Origin of the sequence: Leptospira meyeri, assembly GCF_004368965.1 — a bacterium.
Taxonomy (GTDB): Bacteria; Spirochaetota; Leptospiria; order Leptospirales; family Leptospiraceae; genus Leptospira_A; species Leptospira_A meyeri.
Map to the genome: position 1 here is coordinate 12,900 of NZ_SORO01000003.1, position 24,650 is coordinate 37,549.

The window sequence follows — 24,650 nt, forward strand, 5'->3', positions numbered from 1 at the left end:
ACAAACTACAAACGTTACCCGTCTCTCTTTCCCACCGTATGGAGTTTACAACGATAGAGGTAAAGAAAAAATATACTTTAGGAAGTGTGTATGAACTGGATTTTCCTTGTAGTAGCTGGCCTTTTTGAAGTTTTATTTGCTTTTTGTTTAGGGAAAGCAAAAGAAACTTCAGGAAACGAAATGTATTATTGGTATTTAGGTTTTTTTATTTCTCTATTGATCAGCATGGGTTTACTCATCAAAGTAACTCAAGATCTACCGATTGGCACTAGTTATGCGATATGGACAGGAATTGGCGCTGTTGGGACAGTTCTTATTGGAATTATATTTTTTAAAGAGCCAATCGAATTTTGGAGGATTTTTTTCCTTTTGACTTTGGTTATCTCTGTAGTAGGACTCAAATTCGTATCACACTAAATGCAAATCTCAAAACCAACCTCTCAGTTCGAAAAAACATTACCTGCATTTTTAAAAAATGTACAAAAGGTTCTATTTGATCAGTTAAAATTAATCATTACAAATGTTTACTTGGAAGAAGAAAGTACGGAATACAATGCATGTCACTTTCAATGCAAAGGTAAAAATATCACTTTCCGAATAGCAAAAATCACACCAAAAAAAATAGGACAATTTGTAACATTATGGAAACGAAGTCATAAAGGTCCCATTGAACCTTATTACTTTAAAGATAAAATAGATTTATATATTATAGAAACTCAACATATAAATCGAATTGGATATTTTATTTTCACCAAAGAGATATTAAATGAAAAAGGAATTCTTTTTGGTAAATTTGAAGGTAAACGAGGATTCAGAGTTTATCCAGGCTGGGATAAACCAAACAACAAACAAGGAATTTCTACTCAAAAATGGCAATCGGTATATTTTATTGATAGGTCTGGAGATAAAAAAGATTTAGATGCTTTGAAAAGTCATTTAGAGATTTTTATAAAATAACTTACCGAAAAGATTGTCGTTGGAACTAAATTGACTAGGAGTCTGGCCTGTATATTTTTTAAATTCCTTAATAAAATGAGCCTGATCATAGTATAAATCCAACAATCCTAGTTTCTGAAAATGAAGAATATCCGTTTTTGCCCAAGTTTTGTAGATGGACTGAAACCTTTCAATGGATGATATTAACTTTGGAGAAACACCGATATAAGATAAAAATAATTTGTCAACGTAACGTTTGCTATATCCGATATCTTCAAAAATATCCTTAATAAAATACTGTCCTTTTTGTATTTGTATTTGATCAACTACATAATTTACGATTCGATTTTCTCTATTAAGATTTTTTTTAGAGCAAATTAAAAATTCTTGAATGCATTCTGAAATCAGATTTGGATCGTCGCTTTTACTAATTGTTTCTTCTAAATTGTTTGCTGAATTACCAAAAATATCGGATAAATATAAAATCTTATTGGTTGATTCGTGTAAGGGAAAAGGAAATATTTGATAACCCCCGATCGTGGTTAATCGGAAGATAAGTGTATTGATTTGAAAATCTGATGAACGAATTGAAACCGGATGATCCCATATCCCAGTAACCAAAATTTTTGATATTGGATATTCTATCGTTACGTCAAATTCTTCGGTCTTCAGTTTTCCGCAAACTGGAACGATTAACTTTGCACTACTATGTGGTACAACGATTGAACTGTCCGAACTTTGAATTCCCATTCTACTCTCAAACCACCATATACTTTCGATAATTTGAGCCAGTTCTGGACGTATCTTAAGAGACAATATTTTCAACTGTTAGTTCCCTTTTTTACAATACCATCCCTCATTTCTATTGTAAACTAAAACTATAATTCAAATATTTTGAATCAAAGGAAGTTTAAAAAATGAAATCAAAATGGAGACTTTTCACCTCAATAGGATTAATGGTCTTTTTTCTTATCGGTCATACAATTGGCAGTCTTACTCGAAAGGAATTAAAACTTGAAAACTCAATTCAAACTTTGCATGCGATGGAAACAACACTTGTCGAACTCCCTGGTGGATTATCCGACCATACAGTCGACGAATTTTATCAAGGTATGAGTCTTTCTTTGGATGTATCGATCCTGCTTGTCATTGGTCTTTTAACAATTTGTTTAACTGATGAGCCGCTTCAGAGTCGATCAAAACTTCTTTTATTTGTAATCTTTTGGACCACAAGTATTTCTGTTTTAAGTTTTCGATATATCTTTCCCGTCCCGGCCTTCACTTGTTTGGTTTGCTCAGTTTTGTTGACCGTAGAATGGTATTTGGTTCGGTTTCGATCCAAGATTGTTTAACAAATCGAGTTACTTTGAGAAGTTAGATAGGTTTATGAATTTTTCTTTACCATTCTTTTAAAATCAAAAGAAAGGTGGAATGAGTCAAATTTTTCGTAAAACTTTATCTACTCGCCACTTTGATTTGGACTGGAACCGCCATGTCACAAGTAGGACTTATGAAAAATTTGGTTATGATGCCAGGTGCGAAGTTTTAAAAGAATATGGTTATTCTGTAGAACTATTGTTAAATGAGAATATCAGTTATGTTCCAGGTTCCACTTATGTTCGTTTCCTAAACCAACAATTTGTAAATTCAGAGATGGCAGTAGAATCTCAAGTTTACAAATTGGACGACGGAACTCTCTTTTGGAAACAATCCGTTTTGGGACCGGATGGAAAAAAAGCCTGCGAATTAGAAACAACTTCTCGATTAGTTCAGAATGGAAAAAACATCCAAATTTGTGATATTCCAAAAATTAATGTTCCCTCTTATGAATTTACCATTCATCCTAAACCGATTTCACAAAATAGTGTAGAACATGATTATTATATCCCTTTCAGTGACATGAATTGTTTCTGGAATTTACCTTCCGATTCCATTTGGAAAATTTTTGAGGAAGGTCGCTTTCTTTTTTTTAAGGAAATCGTCGATTTAAATTTAATTAAAGAAACAGACTCCACTACTTTTTTTATGGGTGGAGAAATTATCATCCATAGACAACCGGAACCTGGCTCCCATGTAAGAATCTTAAGTTGGATTGAAAGTTTTGAGAAAATTCGTTTTTATTTTAGACAAGATATTGTAGATCTTCAAGGCAATTTACTGGTAAGCATGAAAGACGAACAACTGTTTGTCTCACTTTCAAGTTCAAGACCCAGGAGAGCACCCGCAGCCTTTTTTGATAAAATAGAACGATTTATTGAATGATCGGTGTTTTTGCTTTGAGTAAGGTTTCTTCAGCCAACGATAGTTCCCTATAACAACCCAATGCAAGGGAAGGATCCAACTCCAAATTTCCCATTTTCATTCGTTTGAGATAAACAACTTCTTTACCTAAACTTTGAAACATTCTTCGAATTTGTCTATATTTTCCTTCTTTTAGCCAGACAGTGACAACGTTTGGTTTGTTTAGATCGGGAATGGCTAGTCTTGCCGGTAACGTTTTGTAACCATCATCTAAAATAATTCCTTTCTCAAAGGAGAAGATGTCCTCTTTTGTGACAGGATCCGAAATTTCTGCATAATATTCTTTTTCAACAAAATGTTTAGGTGAAGTATAATAATGTGCCAAAGTTCCATCGGTAGTGAACAATAATAAACCTTCCGTTTCCTTATCCAAACGTCCCACAGGAAAAAGATTCATCTTTTGATGCCTTTCCGATAGATAATCCATCACTGTTTTTTCCCTTGGATCTTCAGTTGCCGTAATACAGTCGGGGGCTTTGTTCATCATGAAGTAGTAGAACTCTTTACGAATTAATGTTTCTTCATAATAAATGACTTCATCTGCAAGAGATACTTTAAAACCAGGATCCTTTGTTACGATCCCATTCACTTTTACTAGGCCCTGATGGATTTCCTTTTTGACATCTGAACGAGAACCGAGTCCGAAATTCCCAAGCACTTTATCCAACCGCTCATTTGCCATATTCTGTTTCAACTTCTAAATCCTAAAGAGATATTGCAATCAGTAATTCTCAAAGTAAAGTACCGATCGAAACAAAAAAAGGTATCGAAAACAAATAAGAAAAACAATCTAACTAGTATGTTTGATACCTTTTTAAGGATTCTGAAAACTTCTCGCACTGCTTTTGATTTGGCCTACAAAAGTTCTCCCGTTTTAACCGTTCTCATTTCCATTCTTACCATAGTAAACGGATTATTCCCTTCATTACTTGTATGGATTGGCAAACTAATCATTGATTCCATCTTACTATCGCAAACAGCAACAAATCATTGGATAAATTTATTACAATCAGATGCGGTTCAGTTGGTTTATTTAGAAGCAATATTAACAGTTTTATTTTTTGGATCACAAAAAGTATATAACATCTCTTATACCTTACTCCGAATTCGATTAGGCCAAGAAGTCAACGAACGAATTCTCTCCAAAGCAATTCATTTGGAGCTAACCCATTTCGAAGATTCAGAAACTTATGATAAAATGACACAAGCAAGGACAGAAGCATCTTCAAAACCTCTTTCAATGGTAACAAGATTTTTTACTATTGCACAATCATCTGTTACTATTATTAGTTTTTTTGGTCTACTTATAAAACTTTCTCCACTCGCATCTTTCATCTTAGTTATTGCAGCAATTCCTTCTTTTATTGCGGAAACAAAATTTTCAAATCATAGTTTTCGTCTATTTCGATGGAAGGCGAAAGAAACTAGAGAACAAATTTACCTAGAAACACTCATGGCAAGAGAAGACAATGCCAAAGAAATTTTACTTTTTAACTTAGGAAAAGAATTCTTAAATCGATACAAAAACAACTTTCAACGAATCTATTCGGAGGACAAAAAATTAACAATCTACAAAGGTATTTTTAGTTTCCTACTTGGATTACTAAGCCAGTTTGCATTTTACGGTTCTTATGTCTGGATTGTAAGTTTGGCTTTATTACGCAAAATTTCCTTAGGTGAGATGACAATGTATCTAGTCATCTTCAGACAAGGACAAAATACTTTTTCCAATGCACTCTCTGCATTTGGAGGAATATATGAAGATCATTTGTATATCGAAAACCTATTGGAATTTTTAGATCTACCAATTTTAAAACAATACGGGAACCACAAAGGAAATCATCTAAAACTTGGAATTATTTTTGATTCTGTTTCATTTCAATACCCGGGTTCCAAACAACCTTCATTATCCAATGTTAGTTTTGAATTAAAACCAGAAGAAAAACTTGCCATCGTTGGGGAAAACGGATCTGGCAAAACAACACTGATCAAACTTCTAACTCGTTTATATTCACCCACAGCAGGAAATATTTACTTAGACGGAATCAATTTGGAAGATTGGGATGAAGAAGCCTTACGAAAAAGATTTGGAGTCATTTTTCAAAATTTTGTTCAGTATCAATTTAAAGTCGGTGAAAACATTGGAATGGGTGATGTGCAAAAAAATCAGTCAGAAGCTGAATGGATCCCAGCTGCAAAATTGGGAATGGCCCATGAATTTGTTACGAACTTAGAACAAGGATATGAAACTAGACTTGGGAAATGGTTTAAAGATGGACGTGAATTATCAGGAGGACAATGGCAAAAAGTGGCTCTTTCCCGAGCTTTTATGCGTTCAAGTGCAGACATCTTAATTTTAGATGAACCGACCTCTGCCATTGATGCAGAAGCTGAAATGAAAGTTTTTGAACATTTTCGAGAACACACTCAAGGAAAAACAGTCATACTAATTTCACATCGTTTTTCCACCGTGCGTATGGCTGATCAGATCTTAGTTTTAGAAAATGGTAAAAAAACAGAATGGGGAAGTCATGAAGAACTTTTGAATAATAAAGGGAAATACGAAAAACTATTTCGATTACAACAAGCTGGATATCAATAGCGGATTCACAGTATCCGATACTCAAATTGGAAGTGATTCGATATAGTAAGGACTAAATATGGAAGAAAGTTATTCAAATTTGGGGATGCGAAAACTAAAAGACCTGATCGATTCATTCGGAGAAAGATCTAAAGAAATCGGTTCTGTTGCGGCATCGATCCAACAGGTTGCAAAACAGACAAACTTACTGGCACTAAATGCATCGATCGAAGCCGCACGAGCAGGAGAACACGGACGTGGTTTTGAAATTGTAGCTAACGAAGTGACAAAACTGTCATTCCAAACATCCGAAGCCACTAAAAAAATTTCAGATATTCTATCTCGCATTAATATTGAAAACCAATCTGCTAATTCAGATGTCATTGAGATGGAAAAACAATCCATTGTTGAATATGCTGAACTTTGGACAAACAACATAGCAAAAGAACTTGAATCGAAATTTTATATTATGGCCACTTCACTTTACGGTTTGAAATTTTTAATACAAAGTTTAGTCCACGCGAATATTGGAATGAAACGAGAACATCTACTACTCATTCTACAAGAATACTTAATTCAAAATGAACAACAACTGGCTTATGCGATCTGTTGTGAACCAAATGTAATTGATCTTATGGATTCAGAATATTCTGGTAAAGAAGGTCACGATTCTCAAGGAAGATTTGTTCCCTATTGCCATAGACATACTGGCCGGATTTCAATTGAACCATTACAAGGTTATGATACGCCAGGGGAAAACGAGTGGTATACCCTTCCTCGAGATTTAGGTGAAGATGTTATGATGGAACCTTATGATTATCCAATCGAAGGCAAAACGGTGAAGATGACTAGCCTAATGACCAATCTTTACTTAAATTCCAAATTCGCAGGGATCCTTGGCGCAGACTTTTCACTAGAACAATTACAATCGGAACTATCACCAAAAAAACTTTTTGGGTTTGGTACGACATCTCTCATCACTTATAATGGAAACTATGCCTCTCATCCAGAGATTGATTTTTTAGGGACTACTGCAAAATCACTTAGCGAAGATGCCAAACGAGCAGTCCAGAGAGGTGAAAGTTTTACCTATATCGACAGATCAAATATAGCAAGAATTTTAAAGCCTGTCAGAATTGGACAAAGCAAACGACCTTGGAGCATTCTCGTAGAATTCAATTTACTTTCTATCCTTAAGAAGTAAGCATACCCTGTCCATCCTAGGCGGACGATTAGATACTTGATTCGCAATCACGAATAAAAACTCTGGTAGTATGGACATTGATTCCTTGTTACAGGATTTAAAAACCCTTTTGGATTCCCCAAAGGAACTTGTAACCATCTCCGAAGAAAAACGATTGGAGCTCATGATCCTTTGCGGGAAAATTTCCCGTCCCGATCGTAATGAAGTGCGCAAAAGAAACCGCACTGTTCGAGTAGAAAAAAAACAAACTCTAAAAATCCAAGAAAAACAAAAAACAGCTCTAACAGGAATCAGGCGAGCAAGAGAAACTGCTGTTTTCAAAGCTCCCTTACAAATTTCAAACTCAGCTGGATGGTCTTGGGATAAAGCAGATGAATTATCAAATCCTAAACCGTGTTACATTTGTAAAACTCCATTTACAAAATTACATTTTTTTTATGACTCAATGTGTCCGAACTGTGCAGAACTCAATTACTCCAAGAGGTTTCAAACAGCAGACCTTAGTGGAACAGTAGCAGTCATTACGGGATCTCGTTTAAAAATTGGATATCAAGCCACATTACTTTTGTTACGCTCTGGTGCACGTGTCATTGCTACGACAAGGTTTCCAAATGATTCCGCAATTCGCTTTTCCAAAGAGACTGATTTTCATTTGTGGAAGGATCGTTTACAGATTTTTGGACTTGACTTACGACACACACCGAGTGTAGAAATTTTTTGTAAATTTTTAGAAAACCATTTAGAGCGTTTAGATATCCTCATCAACAATGCAGCACAAACGGTAAGACGACCACCGGGTTTTTATAGCCATCTTCTTGATACAGAAAAACTGAGTCTTTCTGAACTGCCAATGGATGCACAAAAATTACTTAGTTTCTATCAACATTGTAAACAAGAACTAGATTCTTACAGGTCTGATTCAGAAATGAAAGACACTGCCACAGCACTCGCTGTGAGTTGGAATCACAAAACACCAGGTGTTGGAATTCGTTCTTCTGCAGCCTTATCCCAAATTCCCTATTCACATGATAATTCCCATGAACTAGAAGCAGTATTCCCAGAAGGGGAATTGGATGCTGATTTGCAACAAGTTGACCTTCGCAAAACAAATAGTTGGCGACTAAGACTTGGAGAAATCAATACATCTGAAATGTTAGAAGTTCAGTTAGTCAATGCAGTGGCACCATTTGTACTTTGTAATCGACTAGTTGGGATCATGCGTAAAGACAATACGGGGAAAAAACATATCATCAATGTGTCTGCAATGGAAGGAAAATTCCATAGGTTTAAAAAAGAAGACCGCCACCCTCATACCAATATGGCCAAAGCGGCTCTGAATATGATGACTCATACCTCAGCAGAAGATTTTGCAAAAGATGGAATCTTTATGAATGCAGTGGACACAGGATGGGTCACAGATGAAGATCCCGTTGAACTTGCGAAAAGAAAACAAGACCTTCATGATTTCCAACCTCCACTGGATATAGTGGATGGTGCTGCGAGAGTCATTGATCCCCTGTTTGACGGTGTCAATACAGGGAAACACTGGATTGGAAAATTTCTAAAAGATTACTTCCCTATTGATTGGTAGGAATCTGTAACGTCAGGATTTGTTCCTTCGGTGAAAACTTCTTTAGAAACTGAGTAAAAGATAACAGGTTCCCTTTTTTAAATCGAAACTTAAGAAGTGTGGTTGCTGGTGACTTCAACCGAGTCAACATTTCTTTCCAATCTTGTGAATTTAGTTCTACAATCGAATTCGCATCTGCGAGTAAACCAGGAATCACTTCTGCTACTCCTTTTCTTACGTGGATGGTGTATGATTCTTTCGTATCAAGAAAAACAAATCCGACTTTTTCGTCTGTACTTACACTTAATTTTGGATCCAAATTCGTAACAAAACTACTTAAAATCACTTTTATAGGATAACGTCTTAATAAGGCCGGACTCGGCCTTACTTTCATTTTGGCAACAAACTGATTTCGTAATTCTAAAGCTTCCGTTAGATAATAATGTTTTGCATTGGCATTTGATTCAGACGCACCTAATTTTTCTAAAGCTTCTATCCGCAAAGGAATGACACCCGTTAATTTTGGATCATTCCGAAGAAGGTAACCAGAAAGTGTTAATACTGTTTGGTATTCTTCCCTTTGAAGTTTACTTTTTGTATAGTTTAGTAAGTTCTCACTTCCACCAGCCAAATCTACAATCAAATCAGCATAAACCTTTCGATCCAAGGGTTGTAATTCTGCGGAATCTCCGCTAAACCAACCTAAATTTCCAGTAAATGCCGAACGTACTGACCAAGACAATTTTCCATAAATTTCTTTAAGATAAGGAGATTTTTTTAGATGTTCTGGAAGTTGGATCAATTGCACCAAATCGTCAGGATGGTATCCGGCATTGATTCCTCGTAGAGACTGATCGTGTACAAATTGTACGGCATCTCGATAATCAGTCACTATATCATAAATATTTGATTTTCCAGAGATCGGTTTTCCATGACTCGGGACTAGATGTTCCGGTTTTAAATTTCGGATGATATCCAACGACTCGTACCAATGTTTTAAACTCCGAAACCAAGTCCCACGAATTGTATATAAATTGGGAAATGCTTTATAAATATTATCACCGACAAATAAGATATTTTTTTCTGGATGATATATATAAATTTGATCGTCTGTTTCACCGGGAGCATGGATGAGTCTCAGTCGTATTCCAGAAACTTCAATATCAAGGCTGTCTCGAAAGGTTTTTGTTGGAGGGACAAAATCTAATTTTGTATCAGCATTATAACCTTGGTACGGCCCAATCCCTACATTGACCAAATCACTTTTTTCTAAATAGTTTCCGAACATACGAGCACTTCTCGTTCCAATGATGGGAGTGGTTTCACTTGCTAATTTCTGAACCGAAGGAAGTAAACTCTCGTGTGCATATACTTCCGGTGATCCGTCGGTAACAAACGAAGCAGAACCAAAAATATGATCAGGGTGACTATGAGTGTAAATGATTGCTTTGATTGGCAAAGCAGAAATTTTTCTAAAATCTTCTAAAACTTGTTTGGACGCCTTTAATTCGTCTAACGTATCAATGATGATGAGGCCATCTTTCCCTACAAGTAAGATGGAGTTAGCAATCCCATAACCAACGGCGGAATAAACTCCGGGAGCCACTTCATAAATTTTTTTTTCAAACTCGGCATTAAATTCTTCCAAATGGACAGGTTCAGAATCATTTGCTGTGGATTTCTGTTTTGTAGTGTTACAATAGACCAGTGGGATTAAAAAAAAACAGAGGAATAGGTATTTATTTTTCATACGATTTCTTATCAAACCAATTGGCGGTTAGGAATACAGATAGTTTTGTTTGCGAAAGTATGTAACCTTTCCAATTAAACCTACTACATTGTGCGAATTGTATAATCAATCGTCTGTCACTACGTTAGAAATGCAATCGTTCACATGATTCATTCAACCAACCACAAAAACTAACTAAAATTAGGTGAATTGATTCTAATGTAGATAATGAGAATAAAAAATGATAAATTCCTATCTAGGAACTAAGCATTAAATACAATATATTGGAAATACTTCTGTAATAGCAGATTTCAATCTACCCAAATGTGGTCTTTAGCGAACAGTGTCCAAAACACTGATGAGAGACCCTATGAAACTAGTTCGATGGAGCTTATTCCTTTCCTTACTCGCAATATCACCGCTTTTGGCTCAATCTACGACAAAAGAGGTACCGATTTCCCCCCAAACAACAACAGAAACTCAAAATCCCAAACAAACGGAGGAAACTCTAGACAAAGAAAGATGGCGACTTCTCTTCTATGCAGGTGCTGGAAAGGCAGAAATCCAAACCAATCCCAATATTCCCTTCGCTCACCGAGATCCAAATACAGGACTTCTTACCAATCCGGGAATTGGGAAAAAAACAGGACTCACCAATGCAGGTACGACCAATTTTCCTTCCGAAGGATCTGGAACCAACCAAGGGACAGTTTTTACTTTGACTAACGACAAATGGTTGTTTGCTTATGGATATACATCGATTGACTTAAAAATGTCCCCAGCGAATCAAGGATTAGTTCCCATACAATCCTTTGATTCGGCTTCAGAACATGTGGTCAGAAATATTCGAGTTGATTATACACAAAAAATTTCTGATTTAGTTTCCGCAGTATTTTCCGTTCGGCAGTTTTTAAGAACTGGAAATTATGAGTGGAACAATGTATTAGAAACAACGAATGTATCAAATCATTATGTTGCCTTCCCAAAAATCCAAGTGAATGACAGTATGAAAATAAATATTTATTCACTTGGTTTTAAATTTAATTATTTCAAAAACTGGGAAATTGAACCCTACTTCCAATACCGTGATGCAAGGTTTTATGCAAATGTATTTTCTACAGTAGGAATAACACAAAGATCAGACAATTTGCTTTTACCATCCGACCCAGAAGCCATCGGCAATGCATGGGCCTACAAAGGACTCGGAAGTGCATATGCACTCCCCCTATACAATTCAATAGAAAAGGAATTTGGAAATGTTGGTTTAAGGCTACAGTACAATCCTTATAAGTTTTTATTTCTAAGATCTGATGTGAGACGAAATCCAATTCTGGCAGCATGGGAAGTAAGAGGATCTGTCACTGTATTTTTAAGTAAGTATTTTGGAATTACAGCTGGTGGGGTCTATGCGGAAGCAGAAATCAATCCACTTAGTTTACGTGGTTGGGAAATTGGCCCTACATTTACTTATTTGTTTTAATATAAGAACCAATCACCCAGGAAGTTACAAGCTTATATCGATCATGGTAAAGGAATTTCAATTCTTTTGCCATCGTGCGCAATGATCAAATCTCCATGATACACTTTCTTTATTGGATCTTTATAAATTGCTTTGGTTTGGATATATCCTTTTACAAAGGGAATCATATGAGTTAATACCAAAGTTTTTACTTTTGCTTCTTCCGCCAAATTTCCGAGCTCTGTAGCATCAATATGATACAACTGAATATCTTTCATAATTTTTCTAAATCGATCATGATCTATCGATTCATAAGCTTTTTCAACTTTTGCAATCATTGATTTGTTCATCACTTCCGAAATCAAATAATCCACACCAAAGGATTGTTTCTTTAAAAATTCCGAGTCTGCCGTATCACCAGAAATCACAATTGACTTACCCTTATACTCAATCTTGTAACCAACAGCAGGTTCCACTGGCACATGGTTTACAAAAAAAGCATGAACCACAACTCCATCTTTTTCATAAACGATTTTAGAAGATCCATCTGATTTAGGAGCAAACTCATTTGTTTTGGCACCTTTCCACTGCGATGGCATAACCGCCTCTCCGTGATGTTTTGTGCGGTAATAGTATTCCGATTGATAACTCTTTAAAAATCCATTTACAAGATCCGTAATTCCTTTGGGCCCATGCACTGTCAGTGGTTTTTGCCTTCCCAGTAACCAACTGCGATCAATCACTTCTCCTAAGTCAGCAAAATGATCCGAATGGAAATGCGTAATAAAAACAGCACTGATTTCAGATACAGGTAGGTTTAACTTTTCCATCGCCATGGCAACACCATCTCCCGCATCAAATAACAAAAACTGACCATTCACAAAGATGGCTGTAGAATTTTGAATGCTTTCCGAAGGAAGCGGAGAACCCGTACCTGTAAGGACAATGGTAATTTTATCCTTGTCAAAAAGTTCTTTTGCTACTTTGGCCTTTACCGCTGTACTTTCGTTGACACGACTGAGGACAAAACGATCCCAAGAACAAGAAAGTGTGAGTGAACATAGAGACAAGAATAGAATCTTGCAATAGAGTGCTTTAGTTTGGTTTAACTTCATAATTTTTCCTTTCGTTTTTTTTGAATGCATTGAAATGAGTGCGAATGATTGTTCGAAAGCCTATATGGTTACTCGCCAACCTGTCCTCTTGTGGTTGTTTTGCTTGAGCCCTATATCGTTTGCAATAGTTTGGCGAACAAAGATAAGAACCACCTTTGATGATATGGTATTTTGATTTGTCTAAAGTTTGATCCACTGGCCATGGATCGGCAGTGTATTCCCAAACATTTCCGATCATATCATAGAGACCAAATTTATTTTTCGCAAAACAACCAACAGGTGCAATCCCCGTAAACCCATCTTTCCCTTCATCTAAGAAAGGAAATTCACCCTGCCATGTATTGGCTTCTTCCCTACTTCCATTTGCGGCTGCCCATTCCCATTCCACCTCTGTTGGTAATGTGCGCCCTTTCCATTTTGCGTATGAATTTGCATCCTGATAACTCACTGCAACGACTGGATAGGATCCTTTTCCTTCGATGGAAGAATATGGTCCATCGGGATGACGCCAATTGGTTCCAGGAACATAACTCCACCATTCTAAATGAGAATTGATTTTACCTTGGTTTGAAGGTTTCTGAAAGACAACAGCACCTGGTTGATAATGTTCAAGGTTCACCTCTTCCGAGTTTGGTTTCAAATTAGTCTCAGCTTCTGTTTGATAACCTGTCTCCCAAACAAATTTTGCAAACTCATCATTGGTAACTTCTGTTTCATCCATCCAAAATTCCGATACTGTGGTGTTATAAATTGGTGACTCTTCAGGATAAACATTGGATCCTTTTTCAAAGTTTCCAGAAGGAACAAGGACCATTCCAGAGAGACTAGGATTCTCATTTGATTTCGTATAATGACAAAAACTCTTGGTTCCAAAATGATTTTGAATGAGTGAACACTGCCAAAGTAAACAAAATAAAATTGATATCGACAATTTCATGTTAGGTGATAAAATCAATTCACCCAATAGGTATATTCATCATCGACTTCCTGTTTTTGATCCAAAGTTTTATCAATCGAAACAGGAAATTCAATGAACGATGGCCAAAGTGGTTTCGGCATTTGTTTGTTATAATGATCTAATAAACCTTCTAACTTCACCAACTGATCAGGAAATAGAGAAACAACATTTTTCTTTTCCAAAGGATCTGCATCCAAATGAAATAACCATTTCTTTTTCGGACGTTCTGTCCGAATCAATTTCCAGCCATCTGCTTGAACCGTTTGGTAGTAACCATCACTCCAAAAAAGTGGTCTTGGTTTTTGGATTGCCTGGCCTTTTAAATAAGGTAGAAGATTCACACCATCAATCTCTCTATCTAACGGTAGTTTAATGCCAGCTGCATTTGCGACAGTAGGCAAAATATCAATATTTGTAATTGCATTTTGGTATTTTGTTCCGGGTTTGATATGGCCTGGCCACTTCGCCACATAAGGAACACGAATCCCACCTTGAAAGAGAGTCAGTTTCCAACCACGATACGGCGAATTCACATCAGGGAGTCCAATATAATTAGGAGCTCCATTATCACTTGTAAAAATCACAATCGTGTTTTCATCCAAACCTTCTTCCTTTAGGGAAGCCAATATTTTTCCAACACTGCGGTCAAGGGAACGAATCATACTCAAATACACTCGTTTCCGATGATCTTTGATATGCGAAAGAGCATCATAATCTTCTTTACTTGCTTGTAAGGGAGTGTGCACGGCCCAGTGCGCTAAAAATAAAAAGAAAGGCCTATGTTTGTTTGTTTTGATTACCTTAACGGCTTCATCCGTAAAATAATCGGTCAAATACCGACTGGGTTCAAACCACTTACCACCATTATAACTCACACCAAACCGCATATTAGGCCATAAAAACCGATCAATAGGATCAAAGTCTTGTTTCGCATTGTAAACATTGGGATCATCAACAGGAAGATACAAACCACTCTCCATAAATAGTGATTCATCAAATCCCTGTTTGTTGGGTCGCATCTCTTCTGTACTTCCCAAATGCCATTTCCCAATATGAACAGAATGGTAACCTCGTTCTTTCAAAACTTCGGCAATGGTAATTTCCGAACCAGGCATCCCTAACTCATTAAAACTTTTGGACTTTTCAGCCTTTTCTTTATCAATCACAACAGGATACAAACGATTTGGATCCGCATACAAATCAGCGCCCACTCTTGCTAGAGCACCTGGTGTCGGTGTAAATTCGACTCCAAAACGAGAGGGATACCTACCTGTCATAAGAGCAGCACGAGAAACCGTACAAACTGCACTGCCTGAATACCCAGAATCAAATCTTACTCCGTCTTTCGCAATGGAATCAATATTAGGTGTAGGTACACCAAGATCCGCATAACCACCACCATACGTAGTGACATCATTAAAACCTAAATCATCTGCCATAATCACGATGACATTTGGTGGGCGCCTTTTTAGTGTTCCGTTAGGAATCTCTGGCCCCGCAAGCCATGGCACTGGATGGTTCGGCTCTCTAGGATGGCGAATGTCTGTGATCCAACCAAGTGAATAACGAAGTAAAAGCAAACGATTATAATAAAGTATACCAAGAATGATAAAAAGAACAAAAAAGCTAGAAATTAGAATTTTAAAAAGTTTCATCAAAAAAACAAATGTCCTCTGAATGAAACTAATCCATCTCGAACCAACAAGCCAAGAGTTAAGTGGGAGCCAGGTTTTTTCATAAGTCAAAAATTCTCAAATCCATCCAGTCCAATGAAAATTCGAACAATGAATTAAACAACGCATCACTTTGTGGATATTTGAATGTATAATAATCCAGGAAAGTTACAAATCTGAACATTACAGATAAACCATTCAGGCATCAATGATTTGGGCGAGTCCCGAACAGAACACTTAATCAAAGCATAACTTCCGCTTGGCGATTATCCTTTTTTTGATATTCGGGACTGGGCTACTCCGGGGTGCGCATTCGCTCCCGTCTGCCTTTGGCAGACCAAGCCCGCCGTATCCCGCTCGCGGGCAATTGTTCAGAAAAGAAGGATTTAAAAGTAGAAATATGAATGAATTAGACCCCTCCGATTAGTTTTTTTGGATGATTGCCGAGAATTGAGAAATAGAAAGATGAAAAATAGACACCTAATGCGAGCTATGTGAACGTTCAAAAAGACTACTATATTTATATATCCATTGTGAATAATCATTAGATCAATGATTATTCACAAAATTCAGAGCGATTTTGATCACATAATAAATAACCATTCAAAAAGCCTTCTGCTTTATCCGAATTGCCAATCATAGTCAAACCTAAACTTAATTGCCTTTCCCTATTAAGCCGATTACAATCCGCATAGGTAGTCATCGAAAAATAACCATTTTCTGTCAAAAGTATAAAAGAGATTAAAAGGTATTTTAGAAAGTTACTTATATTCCTTTTTACGAATTTGTCTATTGGAAAACCAAATAGAATATTTTATATCCTAAGTCCTGTGAAATACACAGTGTCCATTTCCGAAAATTTAGAATATATCTACAATATCCCAATTTCTTTCTTTTTTACATTTTTTGTTCTGAAAACTTCCAAGTAAACAAGTGACAAGAGAAAGATTTTGAATTTTTTCCCTTTCTAGATTATTTTCTGCTGATCCATAACCAATGACGATGCTTTCACAAAATGATTTATAATCGGGATCAAATCTTCATAACATTTATCTCGACTGGACTCACAATTAACAGAAGTCAGAATCAAGACAACGAAAAACAACCTTATCACTTCAAAACTCCAACGTGGCATATACAAGATGTCAAAGTAAAAACATCAAGCCTGAGTAGTTTTCTAAAAATACAACCCATAAGTAAATACTGTTCATAAACGAACACCCAATCCAAATTTACACCCTACCTAGAACTTGCTTCTTTTAAAAACATTTGAGAATCATTCCCAATACGGAAAACAAGTCTAAACCCAATAAAAACCTAGTTTTTTAAAAAAAATCATTCGTTATTTAAAATTAAAATACATTGACTGACCAGTCAGTATCTTCGTTTATGGAGAAAAGGGGCGAAATGTTTTTTATTCTACTTTTGATTCTTTCTGTAATTTTCGCCACAACCCTCGGTATTCCCGATGCCGCCTTCCCACAGGGTGACGAAATTATGCACATTCGCTCCATTCGAGAAAGTTTGGAAGCGGGAAGTTATACCTTACCTGTTTTATCTGGGCTTCCAAACCCTTACAAACCACCACTTCTTTTCTGGATGGGGATGTTCTTTGATAAAATCTTTGGAATCGGCTATTTTGCAGAACGATTTGTTTCTTTTGTCTTAGGACTTGGAACTCTAGGTCTGTTTTATAAGTTGTATCTATCCTTTAGCAAATCGCCAAAAGAAACAAAACTTGCAACGTTGGCCTTTGCATTTTCTTTTCTTTCACTAAAATTCTTTGGAATATTGATGATGGAAGGTGCGATGGTGTTTTTCACCCTCCTCTATATATTTCTGTTTTATCAAACAAAAAAAACAAAGAATCAAGTTTATCTAGTTTTAGGAAGTTTTTTGATTGGTTTTGGATATCTACTCAAAGGGCCTATCCTTCATATCTATATTGTTTTATTTTTACTTAGTTATCTGTATGTAAAAATGATTCGAATCAGGAAGGGTCAATTTCATATTTTTTTCAAGCCGCTACAAGAAGAAAAACAAACGATTATTTTGTTTTCACTTTCCTTCATCATTCCCTTGCTTTGGATTTCTTATTTGTATTTATTTACAACCTCGGGAAAAGAATTGTTACGTTTCTTTTTTATTACAGAGAACATGGGAAAATTTTATGCAGCCAACCAATCCGGGCTTAGAATATGGGGAGGTTGGCTTCTCTACACAATTCCTTTTACCATTCCACTTTTGCATATCACTTGGTTGACCATTAAAAAATCAACAAATCAAAAAAACCAAGTTTGGTCCATGGTAGTAGTTGTATTTTTGTTACTTGTTACAATTTTTCATTTATTACCCAATCGCAAAGATCCTTATTACGTAACTCCATTTGTTACTTTACTATTTTTACTACCAGCTATCAAAAAAACAAACTGGAATACTTTAATTCTTTCGAAACTAAATCAATTCTCAATACCTTTTATTTACTTTCTGTTTGTTGCGATTGCGATCATCCTAAGACTTCCTCTATTATTTTTAGTGTCACTTTCAGGAATTATCGTTTCTATTAGTGCCATCTACGCATTTCAAAATGAAAAGTTTCGTTTTTATGGAATCTTAATACCTCAACTCCTTCTTGTTCCAATCACAATGTTTTTTCTTATCCGGCCAATGGCTGATCCTGATATCACAAAACAACTCATTGGTTTAGAAGGAAAAGAAATCTGTGTCATCGCAGAAAATCCTTGGACTGCTATGGATGTACAAAACAAACTAAAAAGTTCAAAAGTAAACTTCGCATTACCTCTCACATATCGCGAAACCTGTTCCGCAAGCACCGTCATGGTGGCATTTCAAGAAACAAGTTTTGGAGAAGAATGGAAAAAGGATTCTTCTTGGTTTCAATGGAAACAACATTTGAACATAGATTCAAATCAAACAATAAAAGCCTTATTAAAAATGGACAAACGCTCTTTCCAATCGGAAGTGAGTGTTTGGAAAAAGGAGGAAAATCTATGAAAAAATACGGATTCCTTCTTTTGCTTTTAGCAATCGTTACTCTTTGGGACTTCTCCAAAGACAATGCTCCGAAATTTGGACAAAAGGCAAAACTAGAACAATCATCGGAATGCAAAGTTCTATGTGAAAAGGCAAGTCATTGTTTAAAGGACGACCAAAGACAATTACAAGATCCAAAGATGTACCAATTTGCCTGCGAAATTCTTTGCACCAAACAATTCCAATTGTTTGGTGAGTGTTCCAAAGCAATTGCAGCCTCTTGTGAAAGTGGTGAGTTATGTATCAAAAATCAAACAAAGGGGCTTTTTTAAAAACAAAAGAAGTTAAATGACCAGTCATGCAAAATAAAACAAGCATTATACTCCCAACTTATAACGAAGCCGGTAATATCAAAAACTGCGCAGAAACCATTTCTAAAATTTTAGAAAAAGAATCTTTAGACTTTGAAATTGTCATCGTGGATGATAACTCCCCGGATGGAACTTTTGAAGTCGCCAAAGTCCTTGCGGAATACGACAAACGAATCAAACCTTTTGTCCGAACGACAGAAAGAGGATTGAGCTCTGCTGTCACTTACGGATATGAAAAAGCCGAAGGTGATAATTTAGTGGTTGTGGATGCTGACTTTCAACACGACTACACCAAAATTCCAGATGTGATCCGGTTATTAAATGAAAACGATATTGTTGTTGCGACACGTCGAAGTGCCGATGGTGGATATGGAAATTTTCCCATTCTTAGAAAGTTAGCAAGCCAATTTGCAACTAAAATCTCGGAATGGTTGTTTCCTGTTCCAATTTCGGATCCCATGAGTGGATTCTTTGGTATTCGAAAGTCCATTTATTTAGAGACCAAAGAAAAACTTCATCCAAGAGGTTATAAAATTTTATTTGAAATTTTGGGTTCAGTTCGTACGGAAAAAATCGCAGAGGTTGGGTATACTTTTGGTCTTCGTACTTGGGGACAATCAAAACTTGATTCCGGAGTAATCTTTTATTTCATCTGGGACCTAATTTCGATTAAATGGAATCAGTGGAGGTCCTCGCACTCTTTTCAGTTCCGTTCCAAAAGAAGAAATTCACATATCCATCCATAACCAAACTTTAGGGAGATTTTGAAAAAAATAGAGATATAAAAAATATTTCGAATCGTTTTTCTTTTCCAAACCCTAAGGTATTTTTTGCTTTTACCGTCCATTGTTTTGTGAGGGAAAACATGGTGACAAAAACGCTAGAGGAAGGTTGTTATCGAATTGAGTCTAATCGACTGGACGTTTACTCGGCAGCAAGTTTAGAAGAAGATATGACAAATATCTTTGAAAAAGGGGTTACCTCTCTCTACTTAGATTTCTCCAATGTAGAGGAGGTTTCCTCATCCGTATTAGGACTCCTTTTATACAAAAAGATGATCTATGGAAAAAAAGGTGTAAGACTATTACTCATCAATGTCAACCCACAGATTCAAAAGATTTTAAGAATTCTAAATCTCAATGCTCATTTACTTCTTTGATTTGGATTCTAAAACAAGACCAGAATGAGCCGGCAACTGTAATACATCCCCTAAAATCATTGCACCTCCAAACTGATACAATACCTTAGATCCTTTTAAAAATGTTTCTTTTCCATCTTTCTCTCCAAAATTCAAATATACAGTAATTACTTTGTCTCCGAGAATCCTTTCAAAACACAGCCACTCGTCCTGACCAGTAGACTTAGTTTTCAGACTTCCCTCTTTTAAAACTGCAGATCCTTTTCTTAAATGGAAGAGAGACTGATAATGACTCCAAAGAGAATTTTTATCTTTCCTTTGTCCACTGACTGTATCCGAAGGTTTGAATTTACCAACAGGTAACCAAGGTTTTCCTTTTGAAAACCCTGCATTTTCATCCGTATCCCATAACATAGGCAAACGGCAATTGTCTCTATTGATATAAATCCCGAGAAGATTGGATAAAAATAAAGGAACAAAACGATTCATTTTGGCAATAGGATCTTTTCCGAGGAAACTGGAAATCCGGCCTTCTTTCCTACCAATTTCATCTCCATAATATACAACAGGAATTCCCCTAGCCAAAAACTGGAAGGCAGAAAGAACCTTTGCCTTTCTGATATCACCACCTAACCGATCGATAAAACGCCTTTGGTCATGGTTACCCAAAACATAAGTAGGAGTTAGCGGTGCCTGAAATTCTTTTTCGTTTTTTTCTAAAAGATCTTTAAAAAACTTTGCATGATAATCAAAGTGAATTAGTTCAAATTGAAATACCAAATTGAGGCCATCAGCTTTTTCCCCTAAAAAGGATTTTAAAACTTTATCCGACCCACTCACTTCTCCAATAAGAAATGGTTTTTGTTTGTACTTGGAAATATGTTTTCGAACTTCCTTTGCAAATTGAAAAGATTCTGGTAGATTGAGATTATAAGTTTTTTTCTGAAAAAACGCCTCATCATGGTTATCTGGTGTGGGGAAATACCGAAAGCTGAATGGATTGTCCTTAAAACTTTCATCTTTATAAATGGAGTTAAAGATATCCAGTCGAAATCCATCCACACCTTTCTCTAACCAAAAATCCAAAACTCCAAACATGGTTTTTTTTACTTTGGGGTTTCTGTAATTAAGATCTGGCTGAAAGGATAAAAAATTACTATAATAGTATTCGTCCGTGGTTTTGTCGTAGTTCCAACCAGATGTCCCTACCATTGAAATCCAATTGTTCGGCTTCTTTTGGCTCCCCTTCTTCCAAATATAAAAATCCCTTTTCGGGTTCTCTTTAGAAGATTTGGATTCTAAAAACCAAGGGTGTTTGTCAGAAGTATGGTTCATCACCATATCCAAAACAACTCGCATCTTCCGTTTGTGGATTTCTTTAATGAGTTTGTCGCAGTCCTCCATCGTCCCAAATCGAGGGTCAATGGCGGTATAGTCGGAAATATCATATCCAAAATCTTCGCCTGGGCTTCTGTAAAAAGGCGAGAACCAAATGGTTTCGACACCCAAGTCACGAATTTGGTCCAAACGCCCAAGAATCCCTTGTAAATCGCCGATTCCATCTCCATTGGAATCCTGAAAGGACCAAGGGTAAATTTGATAAATTGAAGTTTGTTTCCACCATTCCATTTTGTTTTCCATGACTTTTCTAAAACTTTCTCGTTATTTCAGTTGCCTCTTACCTAAATACCGAATTTCTGTTCTTTATACAAGCAGGTAGCAATGGATAAAGAAAAAATCAAACTTTCCGGTTTCAACAATCTGACAAAAGTTTTGAGTTTTAACCTCTACGATTTTTGCATCACTTTGGATGACGAACAAAAAGGTAGATACGTAAGTTATATCCACGACAAATACAATGCTAGCAAAATTACAGAAATCTCAAAAGAGATTGTCAAACGAATTGATGCCAATATCCTCTCTGTCTCTGCACAAGACTACGATCCTGTAGGTGCTTCTGCTATGGTTCTGATGAGTGATGTCAAAGGTGGCGGCAATCCCATCCCAACGGCACAGGTCAGTATGCACTTAGACAAATCACATATCACTGTACATACCTATCCCGATGCCGCAGATCCTGACGGAATTTGTTCCTTCCGAGTAGACATTGATATTTCTACTTGTGGTGAGATCATTCCACTCGACTCCATTAATTTTTTATTTGAGGCCTTTGAATGCGATGTGGTTTATATTGATTATGTTGTTCGCGGATACACTCGTTTAGCGGACGGAAGAAAAATTTATAACGACCACCATTTCAATTCGATTTTGGATTTTGTGAAACCAGAAATCAAAAGAAACTATACTTTCCTTTCCGATATCAATATGCCACAAGATAATACTTGGCAAACAAAAATGATGATTCGAGAACTTGGACCCGAGAACTATTTACTCAATCCGGCAGATATTTCCCATCCAGATGTTCCAAACAAAATGAAACTTCTCAGAGAAGAAATGAAAGAAGTTTACCACATGATCCATTAACGTTTGTTACCTGGAATTTGATTCTATCTCTTTCCTGATATCTATCCATTCCTTCTCACCCAATTTCGGAATTAAAAACATAATTTTGCGGTTGGGTGGAACTAAAAAAAATTGAGTTCCGTGTTCGTCTCTTTTTTTTAAAGAAGGGTGAACCGGCATATAAGCACCTAACTTTCGATAAAATCCTATCTCGTCATCTGTTTCTGGCCTTAGTGCTTGGATCTCTAAACTTTTTTGGTAATATGCTAAATAAGAGTGAATGGCCTCTTCCGACTCATTTGGATCGGTTACTAAAAAATAAAAGGATGAGGGGATTTCAGGAAATCTCTCTTTAAAACTACGAAGGGCTTCAAGAGCTAAAGGACATTTTTTCCCACAGCCCACAAGGCCTGGATAAATCCAAACCCAAGTATCATTCGGTTCTTTAGAAAATTTTTCTGTGCAGAAAGGACAATCTACAAATCGAAATTTTCCACCTAGAGTTGTGATCAAATAACTCATTCCCAATAGTAATAAGATCGCAAAACCAAAAACTAGGAATCTTAAGAGAACTGGATTAGGATTTTTCATCTTCGATAATGGCCGCCAAGGTTTCTACTGAATCCTTTAAACCATTGAAAATCACATTTCCTTTATCAATGAGACCAATCATATTTCCACAAGTTCCTAAATTGGTTTGTGTTTTTACATTTAAGTCAAGGATGGAATTCGAAATTTCATCCATACTTGTCGATTGTTCTTTACTCGAAACTTGCATTTCTTGCGCAATCTGATCCAAAGTAAGTAAAGCTTGTTCTTGTTTTTCAAAAGCAGAAAGAGTTCCGGTAATTTTTACTGTAAGTTCTCGCATCCCTTCTTCTGAAGATAAGATGGACTTCACAAAACTTTGGACGGTTTGATTGATTTGATTGGATTGTTTGAAACTCACTTGAATGGCTGACTTGATTTTTCCTGAGATAGATGAAATGTTTTTAGTAGCTTCTGCCGTTGAATCTGCAAGTTTAGAAATTTCAGAAGCAACTACAGCAAATCCTCGACCTGCATCACCCGCACGAGCAGCTTCAATCGATGCATTTAACGATAGTAAGTTGACTTTTTCAGCTATATCTGAAATTAATTCCAAAATCTCTTCCATTTTTTCGGAATCGTCCACAGCAACTTCCATTGATTGGTAAAGACCAGTAAATTCGGTTTCAGTTTTTTTCACACTGTCCGCTGACTCTTGGATTTTGGAACGCATCACTTCGAGCGAGGTAACAAATCCTTCACTCAAACTAAATAAATTTCGATTCAACTCTTCTACAGTTTTCACTTCACCGATTTGGCGGTTGGATCCTTCTAAAATCAATTGGCTCGATGCAGCTGTTTCTTCTGTGGCAGCAGAAATTGCTTCAATCGATGAGGATTGGGTTTGAAACGAAGTTTGAAATTCCTCTACCTTTTTAGCGAGTAAATTGGAATTTTCTATAAATGTTTTTGTCCCAGAAGAAACTTCATCCAGAGCCGCCGTAACCCCGGCAATCACTGTTTCCAAATTGGTCTGAGCTTCGATTTGTTTTTTTAATTCTAGAACGGAACGAATGGAAAAGTAAATTAGTATGCCTGTTTCAAACACAACAAAAAGAGCATGGGTCAGAACGATCTCAAGTCCTGTTCCATAACTATAAACAATTACCTTTGTACCAAATATAACCGTTCCAAATTCCTGGACATAATTTCCAACTAAGTGGTGTACGGCGATCGTAAGAGCAGCAACAAGCAATACCCTCCAATCTTCGTAAACAAACAAAATGGCAAGAGCACTAAATACATGAAAGTGCATCTCGATTCGACCAAACTGAGCCTGAATCATCAATGCACTAAACATCATAAGCGTCGCACCGTTCCAGGCCCGGAGGAAAAAAGTACCGCGAGCAATCTTATAAAAAAGAAAAGAGACAAATGAAATTACCACTGCCGAAAGAGTCACAACGGTAGTGGCACCATAACCTAAAGAGAGCAAAAAAACAAGAGGAGTGTGGGCCAAAATGGCCCAAAGAAAAAATGTATCTACTTTTTTTTGGCGTTCTGATAGAACCGCTGCCAATCTAATATCCATATGTTAATAGACGAAAAAAAGTGAAAGAAGTCTAATCAA

At 36.4% G+C, this 24,650-nt stretch carries 22 protein-coding genes; 13 read left to right on the forward strand and 9 right to left on the reverse strand.

The window, feature by feature from the left end; all coding sequences use genetic code 11:
* The first annotated feature begins 90 nt into the window (after positions 1-90).
* Together CLV96_RS16145 and CLV96_RS16150 are read left to right on the forward strand one after the other, a co-directional pair.
* Entirely contained in the window at positions 91-417 is a 327-nt protein-coding gene (locus tag CLV96_RS16145; protein WP_004786624.1) for a DMT family transporter, read from the forward strand.
* A complete protein-coding gene (locus CLV96_RS16150) occupies positions 418-957 on the forward strand; it encodes a MepB family protein (protein WP_004785454.1) in 540 nt (179 codons plus the stop codon).
* Here the strand turns inward: CLV96_RS16150 and CLV96_RS16155 are convergent.
* On the reverse strand, positions 937-1,761 hold the full coding sequence (locus CLV96_RS16155; protein ID WP_004787609.1) for a helix-turn-helix domain-containing protein: 825 nt from the start codon (positions 1,759-1,761) through the stop codon (positions 937-939). The genes CLV96_RS16150 and CLV96_RS16155 overlap by 21 nt on opposite strands.
* 92 nt (positions 1,762-1,853) lie before the next feature.
* Here CLV96_RS16155 and CLV96_RS16160 point away from each other — a divergent pair, with 92 nt between their 5' ends.
* Entirely contained in the window at positions 1,854-2,288 is a 435-nt protein-coding gene (locus CLV96_RS16160; protein WP_004786546.1) for an LIC_13387 family protein, read from the forward strand.
* 79 nt (positions 2,289-2,367) lie between these two features.
* Positions 2,368-3,198 carry a thioesterase family protein gene (locus tag CLV96_RS16165; protein ID WP_004784229.1) on the forward strand — a complete coding sequence of 277 codons (831 nt, stop codon included), beginning with the start codon at positions 2,368-2,370 and terminating at the stop codon, positions 3,196-3,198.
* Here the strand turns inward: CLV96_RS16165 and CLV96_RS16170 are convergent.
* Positions 3,188-3,919, reverse strand: coding sequence for a pseudouridine synthase (locus CLV96_RS16170; RefSeq protein ID WP_035982799.1), 732 nt, complete (start codon positions 3,917-3,919; stop codon positions 3,188-3,190). The genes CLV96_RS16165 and CLV96_RS16170 overlap by 11 nt on opposite strands.
* A gap of 117 nt (positions 3,920-4,036) precedes the next feature.
* Between CLV96_RS16170 and CLV96_RS16175 the strand changes: the two genes are divergently transcribed.
* The 3 genes from CLV96_RS16175 (at position 4,037) to CLV96_RS16185 (ending at position 8,613) form a co-directional block, all read left to right on the forward strand.
* A complete protein-coding gene (locus CLV96_RS16175; protein ID WP_004786155.1) occupies positions 4,037-5,839 on the forward strand; it encodes an ABC transporter ATP-binding protein in 1,803 nt (600 codons plus the stop codon).
* A 58-nt stretch (positions 5,840-5,897) separates the two neighbouring features.
* Positions 5,898-7,022, forward strand: coding sequence for a methyl-accepting chemotaxis protein (locus CLV96_RS16180; RefSeq protein WP_004786309.1), 1,125 nt, complete (start codon positions 5,898-5,900; stop codon positions 7,020-7,022).
* A 70-nt stretch (positions 7,023-7,092) separates the two neighbouring features.
* Positions 7,093-8,613 (forward strand): SDR family oxidoreductase, encoded by a 1,521-nt coding sequence (locus tag CLV96_RS16185; protein ID WP_004786273.1) that lies wholly within the window; start codon positions 7,093-7,095, stop codon positions 8,611-8,613.
* Here the strand turns inward: CLV96_RS16185 and CLV96_RS16190 are convergent.
* On the reverse strand, positions 8,600-10,342 hold the full coding sequence (locus CLV96_RS16190; protein ID WP_004787325.1) for an alkyl sulfatase dimerization domain-containing protein: 1,743 nt from the start codon (positions 10,340-10,342) through the stop codon (positions 8,600-8,602). The two genes, CLV96_RS16185 and CLV96_RS16190, sit on opposite strands and share 14 nt — an antisense overlap.
* A gap of 349 nt (positions 10,343-10,691) precedes the next feature.
* Here CLV96_RS16190 and CLV96_RS16195 point away from each other — a divergent pair, with 349 nt between their 5' ends.
* Complete coding sequence (locus CLV96_RS16195) at positions 10,692-11,801, forward strand: hypothetical protein (protein ID WP_004786839.1); 1,110 nt, start codon at positions 10,692-10,694, stop codon at positions 11,799-11,801.
* A 41-nt stretch (positions 11,802-11,842) separates the two neighbouring features.
* Here CLV96_RS16195 and CLV96_RS16200 read toward each other — a convergent pair whose 3' ends face one another.
* The 3 genes from CLV96_RS16200 to CLV96_RS16210 are packed head-to-tail and all read right to left on the reverse strand — an operon-like array spanning position 11,843 to position 15,508.
* Positions 11,843-12,895: an MBL fold metallo-hydrolase gene (locus tag CLV96_RS16200; protein ID WP_040917302.1), complete on the reverse strand. Its 1,053-nt coding sequence runs from the start codon at positions 12,893-12,895 to the stop codon at positions 11,843-11,845.
* Entirely contained in the window at positions 12,876-13,859 is a 984-nt protein-coding gene (locus CLV96_RS16205; protein ID WP_004784715.1) for a formylglycine-generating enzyme family protein, read from the reverse strand. Before CLV96_RS16205 ends, CLV96_RS16200 begins: the two co-directional genes overlap by 20 nt.
* Positions 13,847-15,508, reverse strand: coding sequence for a sulfatase-like hydrolase/transferase (locus tag CLV96_RS16210; protein ID WP_243836521.1), 1,662 nt, complete (start codon positions 15,506-15,508; stop codon positions 13,847-13,849). The genes CLV96_RS16205 and CLV96_RS16210 overlap by 13 nt, the downstream gene beginning before the upstream one ends.
* Positions 15,509-16,933: 1,425 nt before the next feature.
* Between CLV96_RS16210 and CLV96_RS16215 the strand changes: the two genes are divergently transcribed.
* The 4 genes from CLV96_RS16215 to CLV96_RS16230 all read left to right on the forward strand — a co-directional run bounded on the left by CLV96_RS16215 (position 16,934) and on the right by CLV96_RS16230 (position 20,050).
* Positions 16,934-18,541, forward strand: a complete 1,608-nt coding sequence (locus tag CLV96_RS16215; RefSeq protein WP_004784085.1) for an ArnT family glycosyltransferase — start codon at positions 16,934-16,936, stop codon at positions 18,539-18,541.
* Positions 18,538-18,852, forward strand: a complete 315-nt coding sequence (locus tag CLV96_RS16220; protein WP_004786628.1) for a hypothetical protein — start codon at positions 18,538-18,540, stop codon at positions 18,850-18,852. The genes CLV96_RS16215 and CLV96_RS16220 overlap by 4 nt, the downstream gene beginning before the upstream one ends.
* A gap of 26 nt (positions 18,853-18,878) precedes the next feature.
* A complete protein-coding gene (locus tag CLV96_RS16225; protein ID WP_004784533.1) occupies positions 18,879-19,637 on the forward strand; it encodes a polyprenol monophosphomannose synthase in 759 nt (252 codons plus the stop codon).
* Between the two features lie 119 nt (positions 19,638-19,756).
* The gene (locus tag CLV96_RS16230) at positions 19,757-20,050 is read left to right on the forward strand and encodes an STAS domain-containing protein (protein WP_004785403.1); all 294 of its coding nucleotides are present in this window, start codon (positions 19,757-19,759) and stop codon (positions 20,048-20,050) included.
* Here the strand turns inward: CLV96_RS16230 and CLV96_RS16235 are convergent.
* Positions 20,039-21,670, reverse strand: a complete 1,632-nt coding sequence (locus CLV96_RS16235) for an alpha-glucosidase (protein WP_208325423.1) — start codon at positions 21,668-21,670, stop codon at positions 20,039-20,041. The genes CLV96_RS16230 and CLV96_RS16235 overlap by 12 nt on opposite strands.
* A gap of 81 nt (positions 21,671-21,751) precedes the next feature.
* On the opposite strand from CLV96_RS16235, the gene speD reads away from it, so the two are divergent.
* Entirely contained in the window at positions 21,752-22,513 is a 762-nt protein-coding gene (gene speD / locus CLV96_RS16240; RefSeq protein WP_004784503.1) for an adenosylmethionine decarboxylase, read from the forward strand.
* A gap of 6 nt (positions 22,514-22,519) precedes the next feature.
* On the opposite strand, the gene CLV96_RS16245 is transcribed toward speD, so the two are convergent.
* Both CLV96_RS16245 and CLV96_RS16250 read right to left on the reverse strand, forming a co-directional pair.
* Complete coding sequence (locus CLV96_RS16245) at positions 22,520-23,005, reverse strand: hypothetical protein (RefSeq protein WP_004786653.1); 486 nt, start codon at positions 23,003-23,005, stop codon at positions 22,520-22,522.
* Between the two features lie 64 nt (positions 23,006-23,069).
* On the reverse strand, positions 23,070-24,599 hold the full coding sequence (locus CLV96_RS16250; protein ID WP_004786090.1) for a methyl-accepting chemotaxis protein: 1,530 nt from the start codon (positions 24,597-24,599) through the stop codon (positions 23,070-23,072).
* Positions 24,600-24,650 lie beyond the last annotated feature (51 nt).